This is a genomic window from Candidatus Nealsonbacteria bacterium DGGOD1a (assembly GCA_022530585.1).
In the GTDB taxonomy this organism is placed as follows: domain Bacteria; phylum Patescibacteriota; class Minisyncoccia; order Minisyncoccales; family UBA5738; genus UBA5738.
On sequence record CP092821.1, the window covers coordinates 240,112 to 256,810 of the forward strand.

At 46.2% G+C, this 16,699-nt stretch carries 16 protein-coding genes and 2 tRNA genes; 10 read left to right on the forward strand and 8 right to left on the reverse strand.

The annotated features are described in order from the left end of the window. Positions 1–15: 15 nt before the first annotated feature. From trpS to L7H18_01220, 7 genes are all read right to left on the reverse strand, one after another. The gene (gene trpS / locus L7H18_01190; protein ID UMX48143.1) at positions 16–996 is read right to left on the reverse strand and encodes a tryptophan--tRNA ligase; all 981 of its coding nucleotides are present in this window, start codon (positions 994–996) and stop codon (positions 16–18) included. Positions 997–1,140: 144 nt separating this feature from the next. Then, positions 1,141–3,174, reverse strand: a complete 2,034-nt coding sequence (locus L7H18_01195; protein ID UMX48144.1) for a ribonuclease J — start codon at positions 3,172–3,174, stop codon at positions 1,141–1,143. 199 nt (positions 3,175–3,373) lie between these two features. Then, positions 3,374–3,458: transfer RNA gene (locus tag L7H18_01200), tRNA-Leu, on the reverse strand. 165 nt (positions 3,459–3,623) lie between these two features. After that, complete coding sequence (locus tag L7H18_01205; protein UMX48145.1) at positions 3,624–4,526, reverse strand: UTP--glucose-1-phosphate uridylyltransferase; 903 nt, start codon at positions 4,524–4,526, stop codon at positions 3,624–3,626. Positions 4,527–4,646: 120 nt separating this feature from the next. Next, positions 4,647–6,605, reverse strand: a complete 1,959-nt coding sequence (locus L7H18_01210; protein ID UMX48146.1) for a peptide ABC transporter substrate-binding protein — start codon at positions 6,603–6,605, stop codon at positions 4,647–4,649. Positions 6,606–6,733: 128 nt separating this feature from the next. After that, the gene (secG, locus tag L7H18_01215) at positions 6,734–6,955 is read right to left on the reverse strand and encodes a preprotein translocase subunit SecG (protein ID UMX48147.1); all 222 of its coding nucleotides are present in this window, start codon (positions 6,953–6,955) and stop codon (positions 6,734–6,736) included. After that, positions 6,922–7,281, reverse strand: a complete 360-nt coding sequence (locus tag L7H18_01220; protein UMX48148.1) for a phage holin family protein — start codon at positions 7,279–7,281, stop codon at positions 6,922–6,924. The genes secG and L7H18_01220 overlap by 34 nt, the downstream gene beginning before the upstream one ends. Positions 7,282–7,721: 440 nt before the next feature. On the opposite strand from L7H18_01220, the gene L7H18_01225 reads away from it, so the two are divergent. The 8 genes from L7H18_01225 (at position 7,722) to L7H18_01260 (ending at position 14,940) form a co-directional block, all read left to right on the forward strand. Next, a complete protein-coding gene (locus L7H18_01225; GenBank protein UMX48149.1) occupies positions 7,722–8,018 on the forward strand; it encodes a co-chaperone GroES in 297 nt (98 codons plus the stop codon). A gap of 102 nt (positions 8,019–8,120) precedes the next feature. Beyond that, entirely contained in the window at positions 8,121–9,764 is a 1,644-nt protein-coding gene (groL, locus tag L7H18_01230) for a chaperonin GroEL (GenBank protein UMX48150.1), read from the forward strand. A 98-nt stretch (positions 9,765–9,862) separates the two neighbouring features. After that, positions 9,863–10,096: a type II toxin-antitoxin system HicB family antitoxin gene (locus L7H18_01235; protein UMX48151.1), complete on the forward strand. Its 234-nt coding sequence runs from the start codon at positions 9,863–9,865 to the stop codon at positions 10,094–10,096. A 1-nt stretch (position 10,097) separates the two neighbouring features. Further along, complete coding sequence (locus L7H18_01240) at positions 10,098–10,322, forward strand: type II toxin-antitoxin system HicA family toxin (GenBank protein UMX48152.1); 225 nt, start codon at positions 10,098–10,100, stop codon at positions 10,320–10,322. Between the two features lie 164 nt (positions 10,323–10,486). Further along, a complete protein-coding gene (locus tag L7H18_01245; GenBank protein UMX48153.1) occupies positions 10,487–10,885 on the forward strand; it encodes a ParB N-terminal domain-containing protein in 399 nt (132 codons plus the stop codon). A gap of 355 nt (positions 10,886–11,240) precedes the next feature. Next, complete coding sequence (locus tag L7H18_01250; GenBank protein UMX48154.1) at positions 11,241–13,196, forward strand: CehA/McbA family metallohydrolase; 1,956 nt, start codon at positions 11,241–11,243, stop codon at positions 13,194–13,196. 189 nt (positions 13,197–13,385) lie between these two features. After that, a complete protein-coding gene (locus L7H18_01255) occupies positions 13,386–13,952 on the forward strand; it encodes a LemA family protein (GenBank protein ID UMX48155.1) in 567 nt (188 codons plus the stop codon). A 91-nt stretch (positions 13,953–14,043) separates the two neighbouring features. Next, positions 14,044–14,940, forward strand: coding sequence for a M48 family metallopeptidase (locus L7H18_01260; GenBank protein UMX48156.1), 897 nt, complete (start codon positions 14,044–14,046; stop codon positions 14,938–14,940). A 61-nt stretch (positions 14,941–15,001) separates the two neighbouring features. Here the strand turns inward: L7H18_01260 and L7H18_01265 are convergent, their stop codons facing one another. After that, positions 15,002–15,484 carry a hypothetical protein gene (locus L7H18_01265; GenBank protein ID UMX48157.1) on the reverse strand — a complete coding sequence of 161 codons (483 nt, stop codon included), beginning with the start codon at positions 15,482–15,484 and terminating at the stop codon, positions 15,002–15,004. A gap of 286 nt (positions 15,485–15,770) precedes the next feature. On the opposite strand from L7H18_01265, the gene L7H18_01270 reads away from it, so the two are divergent. Together L7H18_01270 and L7H18_01275 are read left to right on the forward strand one after the other, a co-directional pair. Beyond that, positions 15,771–15,858 (forward strand) — tRNA-Ser (locus tag L7H18_01270). 28 nt (positions 15,859–15,886) lie between these two features. Next, positions 15,887–16,618: a hypothetical protein gene (locus tag L7H18_01275; GenBank protein ID UMX48158.1), complete on the forward strand. Its 732-nt coding sequence runs from the start codon at positions 15,887–15,889 to the stop codon at positions 16,616–16,618. Positions 16,619–16,699: the final 81 nt, after the last annotated feature.

Below are 16,699 nucleotides of genomic sequence, written 5' to 3' on the forward strand. Positions count from 1 at the left end.
GAGGGCGTTTTTTGATTAAGATATTAAACCCATGGCGGTTTTTACTTCGTGCATGGTTTCGCTGGCGAGAGTTTGCGCTTTTGCCGCGCCTTTTTTTAATATGTCGTTTATATAAACTTGGCGCGTCATCAGCTCGTTGCGCTTGCGGCGCAGCGGCTCCAAATAATCAATCAGCGTTTGCGCGGTTATTTTTTTGAATTCGGAATAGCTTTTTCCTTTAAATTCCTGTTCCAGCCGGCTTACCGGTAAATTCCGTATCAGCGCGTTGATCGCCAAAAGGTTTGAAATCCCCGGCTTTTTCTTGGAGTCGAATTTAATAACTTTTTCGGTGTCGGTAACCGCGCTTGTTATTTTCTTCCGGATTGATTCGGGTTCCTCGAACAGGCCGATGCATCCTTTGGGATTGCCGGTCTTGGACATTTTCTTTTCCGGCTCGGCCAGCGACATTACTTTGGCTCCGGTTTCGGGAATTATTGATTGCGGTTCCTTTAAAATTTTTCCGAATTGGTTGTTGAAATAACGCGCGATCGCGCGGGTTAATTCAACATGCTGTTGCTGGTCTTTGCCGATCGGCACCCCGTCGGTTTTATAAAGCAGGATGTCGGCGGCCATCAGCAAAGGATAATTGAACAATCCGGCGTTTACATACTCGGGATGCTGTTTTGATTTGTCTTTGAATTGCGTCATCCGCTTTAATTCGCCCATGGGCGTCACGGTTCCCAAGAGCCATGCCAATTCGCAATGTTCTTTGACCGCGGATTGCGTGAACAAAACGCATTTGTCGGGATTCAACCCGACCGCCAGATAATCCACGGCCAATTCGAATATCCGGGATTGCAATTTTCGCGGATCAAAAGGCGTGGTTATCGCGTGCAAGTCAACCACGCAAAATATCGATTCGGCTTGATTTTGCAAATCGATCCATTGCCTGATCGCGCCCAGATAGTTTCCCAAATGAATGTCGCCCGTGGGGCGAATGCCGGAAAAAATTCTCATAACAATTTTCAATTTTCAAGATCCAATTTTCAATGAATGATTCAATGTTTCAATGAATCAAACGGGATGCGCGGCATTTCGTTTGGAAATTGATTCATTGGAAATTGATTCTAAATTGAAAATTGTAAATTGAAAATTATGATTTTAGATTTCAATGATGACCGGTAAAATCATCGGCCTTCTTTCCGTCCGCGTGAACAGAAAATCGCCGATCTTGTTGCGGATATCGTCTTTGACATAGCTCCAATTTACCGCGCCGTTGGCACTGGTGGCTTTATCGATGATTTCCACGGTTTTGCGCCGAGTTTCTTTCAGCAGGTCTTTTGATTCGCGCAGATAAACAAAGCCGCGCGAAATGATATCGGGAGATCCTTTTACTTTGCCGGTGAGCCGGTCGATGACGGTTACGATCACGAACATACCGTCATGCGCCAGCACTTGCCGGTCGCGTAAAACCACTTCGCCGATATCTCCCACTCCCAAACCGTCGACCATAATATACGAGGCCGGGACATTTTCTTTTTCAAGGATTATCTGGCGCGGGTCTACCGTGACCACTTGGCCGTTTTCCGCGATTACGATACAATTGTCGGGAATTCCCACCGAACGCGCAAGATCGGTATTGGCCACCAGCATCGAATATTGGCCGTGGATCGGCATAAAGAATTTGGGCCGCATAATGCGCATCATCTCCGTCAATTCTTCCTGTTGGGCATGGCCGCCGGCATGAATATCCATCATTTTATAATGGTATACTTTGACGCCTTGGCGCAAAATTTCGTCTTTCAGATTTTGTACCGTGCGTTCGTTGCCGGGAATCACCGAAGACGAGAAGATCACCGAATCGCCTTTTCTGAAGCGCAGAAAGCGATGTTCGCGATTGACGATTTTCATCAATACCGCGTCGGCTTCGCCTTGGGCGCCGGTGCAGATCACGGTTGACCGGTCGTCGGGATAGTTGTCGACTTCGCCTAGCTGGATAAAAGTATTTTTATTGGCGTGGATGTATTTTAATTGGCGGCAAACTTCGACATTGTTTTTCATTGAATAACCGTCAATGGCAACTTTGCGCCCGTATTTTTCCGAAAGAAAAATAAGCTGCTGGATGCGGTTTAGCAGGGATCCGAAAGTGGCCGCGATGATCCTGCCTTTTGATTCTTGAAATATCTTTTCCAGATTTTCGAAAATTTCCTTTTCCGACAACGAATGGCCCGGTTCTTCGGCGCCGGTTGAATCGGAAAGCAGAAGCAATATGCGGCGGTTTCCGATATCCCGCAGGCGTTTGAAGTCGGTGGGTTTTTCGTTCACCGGGTTGCTGTCGAACTTGAAGTCGGAAGTATCGATAATATTGCCCACGGGCGTTTGCACGAATATCCCGAAATTGTCGGGGATGTTGTGGTTCAGCCGGAAAAATTCCACGGTGAATGGCCCGAGCGTCGCGCGCGTGCCGTCATGAGCTTCTTCAATATCCATTTTTGGCAAACCGGGGAAATCGTCTTGGCGTTTCATAATGATCGCTTTGGTGAGCGGAGAGGCGATCATCCTCAATCCCGGATGCCAGATTTTATCGATGATGTAGGGCACGGCGCCGATATGGTCATAATGGCCATGCGTGAAAACAACGCCGACAATATTTTTCGTTTTGTTTTTCAGATAATCGATATTGGGAATGATATAGTCGATCCCGGGCATATCTTCGCCGGGCATTCTGAATCCCATGTCCAAAATCAAAATTGAGTTCTCGTATTCCAGCAATGTCATATTGCGGCCGACTTCTCCCAACCCTCCCAGAGGAATAACGCGCAGAGTTTTGCCGCCGGCGGGCCGGAGAGGCGTCGGAGGCAAATTGCCGCCCGGTTGAATTTGCCGCGGCGCGAATCGCCGCCTTCGAGAATCACGATTCCGGTTTTGCCGCGGGTTGCGTTTTAAAACCGGTTCGGTTTCTTTTGGCGCGAATACCGTGTCGTTTTGGGAAGCGTTTTCGGCTTGTTGCCGCCGCGGCGCGACGGAAGTCTGTTTTAGTATTCTTTCAAGCGCGCCGTCAAGCTCGTTGGCGGGAAGTTTTTGTTTCTTCGGCGGCATCGGCGGGCGGTTTTGGCCGCGCGCTCTTTGGTTGGCCGGATTGTTTCGGCCGTTTGATAAATTATCCGAGTTAACGGAATTTTGTGAGAAATCCATTTCTAAAATGTTAAAGATTGGCGTTTCGCGGGCGCGATGAGTGCATTGCGTTTCGCGGAAACCGCTTATCTTTTTAATTATACTAAGTTCTGCGCGAGAATTGGTATTAAGGAAGTTTTCCAAAGACAATCGGCGTCTTTTATGGAATAATACCGAATGTTGCGCGGGACATTTTGTGTCCTTTGCGCAACGCTTAGCGTGGTGCGGGCAGGAGGGGTTGAACCTCCATGATGTTACTCACACGGCCCTGAACCGTGCGCGTCTGCCAATTCCGCCATGCCCGCGAGAGCCCTTCGCCCGAAGGCGAAGGAATTTTCAATAAACAATTTTCAATTTTCAAACAAATGCGAATAACGCGTTTCGTTTGCCTTATTGAATCATAAGCAAAGCTTGATTTCGTTTTGCTCAATTTGAAAATTCAATGAAAATTAAAAATTGTAAATTGAAAATTAATTGAGCTTCAGGTTCTTGATGTATTCCCGGATGTCTTCCGAATAATCCGGGTGGTTGAGGGCGAACTCAATCACGGTTTTTAGGTATTCGGTCTTGTTGCCGGTGTCATAGTATTTTCCGTTTTTGATTTCGCAGGCGTACATCGGATAGCCTTCTTGTATCAGTTTGTTGATCGCGTCCACCAGCCAGATTTCGCCGCCTTTTGACGGTTGAAGATTTTCAATGATGCCAAAAACTTGCGGAGGAAGAATGTAGGCGCCGTGGGTGGCCAGATTGGAAGGCGCTTCTTCGGGCAAGGGTTTTTCCACGATTTTTTTAATTCGGAAAATACCGTCTTCAACTTTTTCCATATCCGCGATGCCATAGCGGGTTACATCGTCTTTGGATTCGATGCGGACTCCGGAAATAACTCCGCCGCCGTATTTTTCGTGCACATCGATGATTTGCCGCAGGCGGGGAGGATTGGCCGTGATAAATTCGTCTCCCCACATCACCGCGAAATATTCGCCGCTGATGACCGGTTTTGCGGCCAACACCGGCATGGCGTTGCCGTAGTAATCGCTCTTTTGCCGGATATATAAAAAGTTTGCCAATCCGGCGATGTCTTTAATCGTTTGCAAAGCTTTGGTTTTGCCTTGAGTTTCCAAAAATCTTTCCAGATCGCTTGATCGGTCAAAATGGTCTTCGATGGCTCGCTTTTGCCATCCGGTGATAAGAATCACATCTTTAATGCCGCTGGCGACCGCTTCTTCGACCACATATTGAATCACCGGTTTATCGATGATCGGCAACATTTCTTTGGGCATTGCTTTGGTGGCGGGCAAAAAACGGGTGCCCCAACCCGCGGCCGGGATTACCACTTTCGTTATTTTATCTCCGGTATTGTTTTGTTTTTGCATATTGTTTTTTCGCAACGCAAGTTTCCCTTATGAAGGGGAATCAATCTTTGAGATTTTTTCAACCGCGATTCTCGGCTGATTTGAATTATTTGATAATAACATATTTTAAAGAATTTGCAACTATTTCCAAATCCTTTTTGTGTCGGTATACCAGTCGGCGATGCCGGCGAAGCGTTGGCCCGGGCCGGTGATGATGCCGGTTTTCACTCCTTTGACATCTTTGGAAGCGATGAAAATATAACTTGGATTGTAAAGGAATATCGCGGGTTCTTCTTTGGCTATCATATCCTGGAAAATACGCAGTTTCTCTTCGCGCGCGTTTTGGTCGGTTAGGCCGCGTATTTCTTCCAGAAGCTTATCGGCGTCTTTGTTTTCGTATTGCGCGAAATTTAATCCCGGATCGGCTTTTTGGCTGGAATGCCAGAAAGGGTACGGGTCGGGGATCGTGCCCAGCGCTTGTCCGAAAAGCAAGGCTTCGTAGGCGCGCGGTTTGACGCTGTCGCGTTCGATATTGGCAATATCCACCGCGTTGATATTCACGGTTACGCCAATTTTGGCCCATTGGTTTTTGATGATTTGGGCCACCGCGTTGAACGGCTCTTGTTTGGCGATAGTTAAGGTTATGTTTAATTGCGCGGTTGTGTTGCCCGAAGGGAAACAAACCGCGTTTAATTTCTCGCGCGTGGCAAGCTTGACTTCGCCGGTGGCTTTCTCGATCTTTTGCGGATCAAGAATGTCGGCGCGGTATTTTTCTTGGAATAATTTAACCGCTTCCAAGGTTTGATCGCCGAAATTGCCGTTGGCTTCCAAAGAGGGCATTACTTCGCGGGCCAGGCATTTTTGCAGTTCTTTTACATCGGAGTTCAAGTTCGTTCCTTTTACCAGCGTTTTGTTGAATTGAAATGCCGGTTGCCGGCTGGTGTTTTTCGCCCGCAAACCGTCCGATCCCTGTTTGTAGCCGGCATCGTCAAGGATTTGGTTCGCTTTTTGAATGTCGTAATCATAAACTGTTGCCGGAGCCGCGAGAGAATATATATCCGTTGGCACGGGCGAATCAACGGTTGCGCCTTTGCCGCCCAAGGCATTGGTCAGTATCTCGTTTTTATCGGTGGCGTAAGCCAATGCCGCGCGCACCTGCGCGTCTTCAAGAACTTTGTTGGCGTCGGGGTTGAAAAATATCGCGAAATAGCGCGGCATTGAATAATTGAAAGAATTCGCGCCCGCCAGTCCGGAGACGCCGATATCCGCGGAAGGGACGAAGCCTTGCACGCGCCCGCGCTTAAAGGCCGAGACCAGATCGGCGTAATTGTCAAAGAAAACAAAGGTTATCTTTTGCAGGTTCGATTTTTGGCCGTAAAATTTGGGATTTCTTTCCAATTCGATTGATGTGGCCTGGCCGTCTTTGGCAAGATTCAGTTTTTTAACGAGGTATGCTCCGGAAACTACCGGATTCAGATTGAACGGCGAAAGCGGAAAATTATCCGAATTGGCGGCGGTCCAAATATGCGAGGGAATGAGCTTGAGAGTGCAATTTTCCAAGAAAGAAGCGTAAGGATTTTTCAATTTGAGGCGGAAGCCGGTGTCGGAAATTTTTTCGGTTTCCACGCCGATCCATTGCGGCCGCAAAGGACTTTTATAGGCCGGGTCCTGGATGGTTTTGATGGTATAAATCGCGTCTTCGCTGGTAATCGGCGCGCCGTCGGACCAATAAAGGTTGTCTTTTAATGTGAATTCATAGGTTTTGCCATCATCGGAGATATTATAGTCGGCCAATCCGCTCGTGATTCGGCCGTTTGAATCGTATTCCAGCAATCCGGCAAAAAGCAGGCGCGCGATATCCTGGTCGGCGCTGTATGAATCCGAATAGACCGGATTCAAAAAACGCGGTTGGCCCACAATGCCTTCGATGTAACTGCCGTTATCGGCGGCGACAGTCATTGTGCGGTTGGCGTACAAGGCCGCGGTTAAAGTTATCGCCGAAGCAACCGCCAAAAACGCAAAAATAAAAAACGCCGGTTTTTCTTTGCGGGAGAGGATTTTAAAAAATTGCTTCCATTGAACGAGCGAAGGAAACTTCATTAATTCGCTTCGCAATTTTCAATTTTTCCGCCAAAGGACGGGTCCGCCTCCGGCGGACAATTTTCAAACAAAATACAAATTCGCATTTCGTTTGATATATTGAATCATTGAAAATTGGAGTTTGAAAATTATTTTTGGAACAGGTTGTAGATTGCCAAGCCGATGAAAACGACCGCCAGGGCGATGGTGGCGCGGAATATCTTTTTTTGGATGCCGCGCTGGGTCGAATAAGCGCCGCTGGATTGTCCGAACGCCGAACCCAAGCCCGCGCCGCCGCGCTGTTGCAGTAAAACCAAGCCGATGATGGCCGCGGAAATCACGATTTGAACGATGGCGATAATATTGTCCATAAAATAGAATTAAATATCATTATTGTCAGGGTCGCGGCCAAAAGCGGCCAAATTCCTTGAATGCGCAATTCCGGCACCAGGGCGTCGGCCAGCCAAACCATTGACATATCTATTACTAAACTAAATAAATTTAAAGTCAAGATTCGCAGGGGCAGCGACAACAATTTCAAGATCGGCGCGATTGCCAGATTCAGCAGGGCGATGCAAAATCCGGCAAACAGCAAAATTTGCCATTCGCCGCTATATTCAATGTTTGGCACGAACCGCGCCGCGACATACAGTCCCATCCCGCTTCCGATTGTGTAAGCGATCAATTTTCCCAACATTTAATTTGAATTGAGGTCGTTCCCCTGCGAAGCTTGGCGTAGCAGGGGTGCGACCTCGGCAAACTGTATTTTGAATTCCGTATCATTCTTCCATTCTACCAAACCCTACTGAATTGGCAATAAAAAATGTAAATCATTTTGACAAGAATTTGACAAACAATTTGGGAAATTATACATAGATAGTACGGATTATCAGTCGAAGGTCGCGATTGATAATCGCAAACATTAAAACAATTTTCAATTTTCAAACTCCAATTTTCCCGCCAAAGGACGGATCCGCCTCCGGCGGACAATGAATTTCCAAATTGAGCGTAGCGAAATCAAGCTTTGCTTATTTTCAATGAATCAAACAGAATGCCAATTTAAATTTTGTTTGTAATATTGGAATTTGGAACATTCATCGAAAATTGATAATTGGAAATTGAAAATTATCCAGAATTATGAAAATATCTCCGTGCGCCGATAATATATTGATCGAATCGATCAAAGGCGAAGAAAAAACCAAATCAGGCATATTTTTACCGGAAACCGCTTCAAAGGAACGGCCCGAACAGGGCAAGGTGATTGCCGCGGGTCCGGGCAAAAAAAATAAAAAGGGCGAAATAATCCCTGTTTCAATAAAAGTGGGCCAGAAAGTTTTGTTTTCAAAATACGGCCCCAACGAAATCAAAGTCGACGGCAAAGAATATTTGATCGCCAAAGAAGACGATATACTTGCGATAATCGAAGAAAATTAAAAATGTAAATATTAAAGATCAAAATGACAATTAAAAATGTAAAATTTATAATTTTTACATTGTCATTTTCCATTTTGATTTTTCAATTTTACATTAACTACTGTGGCTAAAGAAATAATTTATTCCGAAGTGGCTCGTAAAAAATTGAAGATCGGTTCCGACAAATTGGCCAACGCGGTGAAAGTGACTTTGGGTCCCAAAGGCCGCAATGTGGTTTTGGGCAAGTCTTACGGTTCGCCGGTGATTACCAATGACGGCGTTTCAATCGCCAAAGAAATCGAACTGGAGGATGCCGCCGAAAATTTGGGGGCGCAGATTGTTAAAGAAGCCAGCGAAAAAACCAATGATATGGCCGGCGACGGCACCACGACCGCGTGCGTTTTGGCGCAAGCGCTCATCGGCGAGGGCTTGAAAAATGTGACCGCGGGGGCAAACCCTCTGGCGATCAAGCGCGGCATTGATAAAGGCGTGGAAGCGGTAGTGGCCAATTTGAAGCAAATGTCCAAACAGATTTCCAAAAAGGAAGAAATGGCGCAGGTGGCCACGATTTCGGCGGAGAGCGCGGAGCTTGGTAATTTGATCGCCGAAGTGATGCAAGAGGTCGGCAAGGATGGCGTGGTGACGATCGAGGAATCAAAAAATCTTGATATCCGCAAGGAGATTGTCAAGGGTTTGCAGTTTGACCGCGGTTACTTGTCCGCGTATATGGTGACCGATACCGAACGCATGGAAGCGGCGCTTGAAGATCCGTATATTTTGATCACTGAAAAAAAGATTGCGTCTTTGCCCGAACTCTTGCCGATTTTGGAAAAGATTGTCCAAGCCGGTAAAAAAGAATTGGTTATTATCGCCGATGAAGTCGAGGGCGACGCGCTGGCGACTTTGGTGGTCAACAAATTGCGGGGAATTTTCAACGCTTTGGCGGTGAAGGCTCCGGGATTCGGCGATCGCAAGAAAGAAATGCTGGCCGATATCGCCGCGGTAACCGGCGCGACGGTGGTTTCCGAACAACTGGGGATGAAATTGGAAAATGTAACGATCAAGGATCTGGGGTCGGCGCGCCGCGTGGTCGCGGGAAAAGATAAGACCGTGATCGTGGAAGGCAAAGGCGACAAGGATTTGATTGACGCCCGCGTCAAGCAGATCAAAAACGAGATCACCAAGACCGAATCGGATTTCGACAAAGAAAAATTGCAGGAGCGTTTGGCCAAGCTTTCCGGCGGCGTGGCGGTGATCAAAGTTGGCGCGGCCACGGAAATTGAGCAAAAAGCCCGCCAGCACAAAACCGAGGATGCTTTGAACGCGACGCGCGCGGCCGTGGAAGAAGGCATTGTTCCCGGCGGCGGCACGGCATTGTTGAATTGCGTCAAAGCTTTGGACAAAGTCCATGTGGATGGCGAGGAAGCCATCGGTATCAATATTTTGCGCCGCGCGCTGGAGGAGCCGATCCGCCAGATCGCCAATAACGCGGGCGTGGAGGGCGCGGTGGTGATCGAAAAGATTCGCCAAAGCAACGGCGCGGTCGGATTCAACGCGGCCAAAATGATATATGAGGATATGCTGGCGGCTGGCGTGGTTGATCCCACCAAAGTGGTGCGGGCGACCATTCAGAACGCGGCCAGCGCGGCTTCGGTTCTTCTGACCACCGAAGCGATGGTGATTGAAAAACCCAAAAAGGAAAATCCGATGCCCGGCGGCATGCCCGGAATGGGCGGCGGCATGGGAGGAATGGATATGGGTTATTAGAGAAATAATCATTGATAAATTATCATTGATTGGCGCAAACGCCCCCGCAAGGGGGCGCTTGCTTTTGACAAGCTGGTTAAAAGTGTTAAATTCAAAATATGAAACAGATGTTGCATTATAATATTATTTTGCGGCCCGAGCCGGAGGGCGGTTTTACGGTGTTGGTGCCGGCATTGCCCGGGTGCGTCACCTATGGCAAGGATTTAGACGAAGCGCGGCGAATGGCAAAAGAAGCGATTGAATTATACATAGAAGATTTAAAGGCGCATAAAGATGAAATTCCCAATGGCAGGGATTATTTGATCTCGTCTTTGGAAATCGTTTCCGTCTAATATGGCCAAACTACCCGCGATTACCCCGAAAAAGCTGATAAGCATATTGGAGAAATCCGGCTTTGCGGTGAGTCGCGTTTCGGGCAGTCATGTTATTTTGAATCGTCCGACTGACAAAAGAAGGATAATCGTGCCTTGCCATACGAAAGATTTGCCGAAAGGAACATTGATGTCAATTTTGCATGAGGCGGGAATTGATAAAGATCAATTAAAAGATTTGGTTTAAATAAATATGGAAATTTTGATCAATCAAGATTTTTGTTGCCGCGGCTTCACTTTTATCAAAAAGCGGCGTTTTGTGAATGTAAAGCGTAAAGCGTGAAACTCAAAGTTCAATATTCAAAGTTTATTCATCGCCGCCCGGGAGCGGTTTTTAATTTTATTCACACAATGCCCAAATATCAAATCAAAAACATTGCCGCCGGTTTGTTGAAACCCCACGAAGAAATTTGCCCGATTCATTCGCGAAACTTGCTGGCTCAAATCAAAAAAGACCGATGCCTCAAAAATCCGATAATCGTCGACAAAGATACGATGGTGATTTTGGACGGCCATCATCGTTATAATTTGTTGAAACTGCTGGGTTGTAATTTTATTCCGTGCTGTTTGGTTGATTATCAAGCCCCGGAGATCGGCGTTTCCTGCTGGCGCGAGGGTGAAAAAATCAGCAAAAAAGAAGTTCTTGCCGCCGGCTTATCCGGCAAGCTGTTGCCTCAAAAAACTTCTCGCCATATCATTCCCGACCGCCCCATCGGCATGGATATCGCGCTTTCGGAATTGAAATTGTGACCGTTCGCCGGGATGCGGGTTTTCGTATTTCAAAAGGGTCTATTCTTGCTGCCCGTCCCGAAGCTTGTCCCGAGATTAACGAGGGATAGACCCTTGAAATCCCGTCCCCGGCGAATCGTTGCTTGAAATTACCTTTACAATCCGTGGCCTTATTATAAAGTAAAGATGGAGGTAATTACTTTAAATTATGGGATTGGTCCGCAGTGAAAAATTTTGAATTGGAATCGCGTCGGAAAAAATTTTGAAATATACTTGGCAAAAAGTATGTTGAAAATTTTTTTCAACGGCACAACCCAAAATAAAATTTTGTAGTGGGATTGATTTCGTAATTCAAAGGAATAAGATGATTTTATTTATGCGCTCGCTGTTTTTGCTATCGTTGGTTTTTTTTGGGTTTTCGGCGCTGAATGCCGATGCCGCCAGCGGTTATTTTATCAAGGTAAACACCCACACCCATACGGCATGGGATAATACTAATGGTTACGGGTCCGATGGGCGAAACACTTTGGCGGAAATGGTTGATGCTTACAAATCAAAGGGATATAATTTGCTGGTGATCACCGATCATAATTCCTATGATGGAACAAAAACAAGCAGTTTGACTCAAGGTTATTTTGTAAATCGGGTCAATCCTTTTACGCCTTGCGATTCTTACAGCGATCCGGCGAACAAGTTTTTGTGCATCAGCGGCGAAGAGCTGACTCCCGGCATTGGAGTTTTCGGCGATCATGCTCATCATGCCTTATTGGTGGGAGGAAAAAAACCATGGACAAATTTCGATGATAACGCGGATAATATCAAGAAAGCTTTCAGTTCGACGATATCTCAAGGAGGTTTTGCGGTTATTGCCCATCCAAGCTCAAAAAATCCGCTTTATGATCACAAAGGATTCAAGTTGGCGGACAATGAAACATATTGGACGCTTCCCGAATTAAAGAGTTTTGATTATACCGCGATGGAAATTAGCGCCACTACATCTGTCGCGTGGTGGGACGAGGTTCTGAAGTCCAAGCTTGACAGAAAAGTTTTTGGAATTCTTGGCGACGACGCGCACAGCGCGGCGGCGGCGGGGAAAAAATGGATACAGGCGTATGTGGCGGAATTGTCAAAAGAAGCGTTTCTAAACGCGGTCAATCAGGGATACTTTTATTCTTCTACCGGGCCAAGTATGAATAGCGACGCGTTTTCATTTAAATGCGACAATGGCACAACTTACAATATGGGCCAAACCATTGGAACCATTGAATGCGGTAAAGGAAAATTCAAAGCCGGCGTGGTTGCCAGTGCCTCAAACGCTTTCGTTAAAAATATCAAAATCATTAAAAACGGAGCGGTGATTTATAATAAAACTGATTGCCCAAAAGCTCAACAGTGTTCGTTTGAGTTTCCTCAAACAATAAAGGATGCCGCTTATTACCGTATGGAAGCCACGGATTCGGCGGGTAAATCATTATGGAGCAATCCAATCTGGTCGGTGGTTGAGTCCGCCCGTGTTGCCGTGTGCGCCAATGATTGCGCTTCCGGTACCAAGCAATGCAGCGGCAACGGCGTCCAGACCTGCGGCAATTACGATACCGACAGCTGTCTGGAATGGTCTTTGCCAACCCCTTGCTCCTCCGGCCAGATTTGTTCCTCGGGTTCTTGTTCCGCCGCCAGTTGTACCGGAGAATGTTCCGAATCCGGTACCAAGCAATGCAGCGGCAACGGCGTCCAGACCTGCGGCAATTACGATACCGACAGCTGTCTGGAATGGAGCGCGGCGGTTAATTGCGCTTCCGGCCAGACCTGCTCCCAGGGCGTTTGCGTTGCCGCGTGCGCCAATGATTGCGCTTCCGGTACCAAGCAATGCAGCGGCAACGGCGTCCAGACCTGCGGCAATTACGATACCGACAGCTGTCTGGAATGGTCTTTGCCAACCCCTTGCTCCTCCGGCCAGATTTGTTCCTCGGGTTCTTGTTCCGCCGCCAGTTGTACCGGAGAATGTTCCGAATCCGGCGCCAAGCAATGCAGCGGCAACGGCGTCCAGACCTGCGGCAATTACGATACCGACAGCTGTCTGGAATGGTCTTTGCCAACCCCTTGCTCCTCCGGCCAGATTTGTTCCTCGGGTTCTTGTTCCGCCGCCAGTTGTACCGGAGAATGTTCCGAATCCGGCGCCAATAGCAGCGATTATGATATCGATAGCGCTGATCAGGTTTGTCCCAACGGCGTTTGTTCAAATTTGGATTATATACAATCGCAGATCAATGTGATACAAAAAGCAATCAGCCGGCTCTTTGACCTGTTGGCAGCATTGAGAGAGGGCCGTTAATTTTGGCAGGGGAATCTTGATTATCATTTACAATTTTGAATTTTATTGTAGAGTAGAATTACAATAATAAAAAAATACATTGATGTCGGGGCATTAACCCCGCCATCAACCAAAGGATGTTTCCTTTGGAATTCTCATTCTTTTTGTTCCCCGCAGCGAGCTGACGGGGTATAAAAAGAATCAAAAAATATGGATATTATCACAATCGGTATTTTGGCGGTCGCGGCGGTTTTTTTCGTGTGGCTGGTTTCGGCCTATAACGGTTTGGTGGCGTTGAAAAACCGCGCCAAAGAAGCGTGGGCCGATATTGATGTGCAATTAAAACGCCGGTATGATTTGATTCCCAATTTGATGGAAACCGTGAAGGGTTACGCGGCGCACGAAAAACAAGTGTTGGAAAATGTCACCGCGGCCAGATCCGCGGCGATGGACGCCAAGACGCCGGAAGAGAAAATCGAAAAAGAAAACGCGCTGTCGCAAACCTTAAAGAGCCTGTTTGCCGTGGCGGAAAACTATCCCGATTTGAAAGCATCGGCGAACTTTTTGGAACTTCAGCGCGAATTGTCCGATACCGAAGACAAAATTCAGGCGGCGCGCCGGTTCTATAACGGCAATGTGCGCGACTTCAATATCAAGATCGAAAGCTTTCCGTCAAATATCGTGGCCGGCATATTCAGCTTCAAGCAAATGGCGCTGTTTGAAATCGCCAACCAAGCCGAACGCGAAGCTCCCAAGGTGAGCTTTGAGCAGAAATAAAACTTTTAATGTTTATAATTTCTTCGCGCTGTTTTTATAAAAAAACGGCGCGGATTTGTCTTGTCGGAGAATTTCAATTTTTCATTTTTTTATGGCTACCATATACACCCATGCGGATGAAAATATCAGAAAAACATGGTTGTTGCTAACCTTCTTTTTTGTTTTTCTCATCGGTTTGGGATGGCTGTTGTCGCAGGCGCTGGGGGATTCGGGCTTTCTTTATGTCGCGGCGGCGATCGCGGTGTTTCAAAGTTTTTTCAGCTATTGGTTTAGCGATAAAATCGTGCTTTCAATGGCGGGCGCGCGCCCGATTGAAAAGCGCGATAAACCCGAACTTTATCGAATCGTGGAGAACCTTTGCATTACCGCCGGTTTGCCTTTGCCCAAAATTTATATCATTGAAGAAGCCCAGCCCAACGCGTTTGCCACCGGGCGCGACAAAAATCACGCCGTGGTGGCGGTAACCCGCGGCTTGCTGGAACGGCTTGATAAGCCGGAATTGGAAGGCGTGATCGCGCACGAATTGTCGCACATCGGCAACAAAGATATGCTTTTGCAAACAATCGTGGTGATTTTGGTGGGCGTTGTCGCCATTATTTCAGACCTGTTTTTTCGCGTCAGTTTTTGGGGCGGCGGGCGGCGCGACGATCGCGGCAATGCCGGTTTGGTAATGCTGGCGTTTGGAATTATCGCCGCGATTTTGGCGCCGCTGGCGGCAACGATGATCCAGCTGGCGATCTCGCGCAAACGCGAATTTTTGGCGGATGCAAGTGCCGCGCTGTTAACCCGCTATCCCGATGGCTTGGCAAGCGCTTTGCGAAAAATTTCGGCCGATCCCAATCCTCTGCGCGCGGCCAAAGATTCCACCGCGCATTTATACATTGCCAATCCGTTTCGCGGCAAGCAAAAAAACTGGTTTTCCAAATTGTTTTTGACCCACCCGCCGGTGGAAGACCGCATCAAAGCGCTCACCGATATGGCAATCTAGCGAAAATCAAAAATCGCATAGGTGAAACCTATGCGATTTTTGTTTTAACTGTCTTGCTTGCTTAATTAGCTTTGGCGATGATGGCGGTGTAGTTTTTGCCGTAGGCTTTGGCGCATTTGGGGCAAGTGGTGTACCACATATACATTTTCTCGATTTTCAATCCTTTTTCTTTGGCGAAATTTTCAAAATCTTGGCACCATTTGCCGGTGTCTTTGAAATCGCCTTCATAGACTTTGCTCAAAAATTTCCCCGACAAAACAATATTCTCCGCGTCCGGGACGGCTTTATCCACGGCAACATACAAATCCATATTCCATTTTGAGGTATGGTCCGAAAGCGCCAGCCAATCCGGAGCTTTCGCGCCGGCTTTGTCTATTTTTGCCATCAGTTTCATGATGACGCCGCCGAAATTTACCGGCATATAAAATAAAGTGAAAACCTTGCCTTTGATGAATTTTTTGTCTTGCCACTCAAAAACTTTGCCGTCCCATGGTTCGGGATTGAATTTGGGACAGCACCCGGTTTCTTGAATTTCGTTCTCCATATTTTTACCTTGCTTATATTCTTTGAATTACGAAACGCTTTGTATTTGGGGTCTATCCCTTGCGTAATCGCAAGGGTTAGACCCCTTCAAGGCATTTGAATTCAATGGTTTCGTAATTCAAGATTATATTGATTGTTTGAATTGCTCGACTTTTAATTGATTTTAACTCTTTTTTCGTTTATAGTATATCCGTATCGCGCCAAAAACTGATTTTTGGATGGGAGATATGCAAGCATGATTTAAATCGTATTTAAGTACGATTTAAATATAGTGAATATATTTTTTTGGAGGGGTCGCATAGCGGCCGAGTGCGCGCGCTTGGAAAGCGCGTATACCGCAAGGTATCGCGGGTTCAAATCCCGCCCCCTCCGCCAAGATTACCAAGTTTGAAGAAAAAACATTATGTCGGAATATGTAATTTCAAAAACTGAAATTAACCGAAGAAAAAAAGCTTATGCCACATTATCGATTAGCTTGATTGTTGGCCAAATTTTGGCATCGATGATATTAGATTTCCCAATCACTATCGTTAATTATTTTTACTTTATCATAGCGTTCTTTCTATTGGGTGTGTTATCTTTTAGATCGCTTAATTTTCTATTGCACGCTAAAATCGTTTTGTCTACTCAACTGCTTGAGAGAATAAACAACAAAACAATTGAAAGATTTATAATAGCAAATATTGTTAGAGTAAAAATTAAGAGAACAACTAAAAATACTATCAGGGAAATTTATATTTGGCTTCGAGATGGAAAGAGTGTATTTATTTCTGCCATTGAAAATTTTGAGCAATTTAAAGATGATCTAATAAGCAAGCTTGATAAAAATGTTGCCGTAAAGGAAATACACGAACCAATTTATTTCGATCATCCATTGTTTTATTCAATTCTTGGTTTGCCAATTAGCTTTATTGGCATATATCTTATTAAGTTAATCACAAATTTTGATTACGCGAAAATTGGGATAGTTTTACTTACTTTTTTGGTTTATTTATTTGCGGTTGGTATTTATTTTATTTATGCAAAGCCTATCTCAAAAAGATATGGCGAACAAACACGAATAATAGATTTTTTACTTGGGGCATTTATGGTTTGTTCAGGGATTATGTGTATTGTCCTTATCAAAATGGCATAGGATAGTGTATATAATCAACAAATTTTAATCGCAAAGTTTGGCACCTCAAAATATTCTGGTTTTTTTTGGTAAATTAGTCTT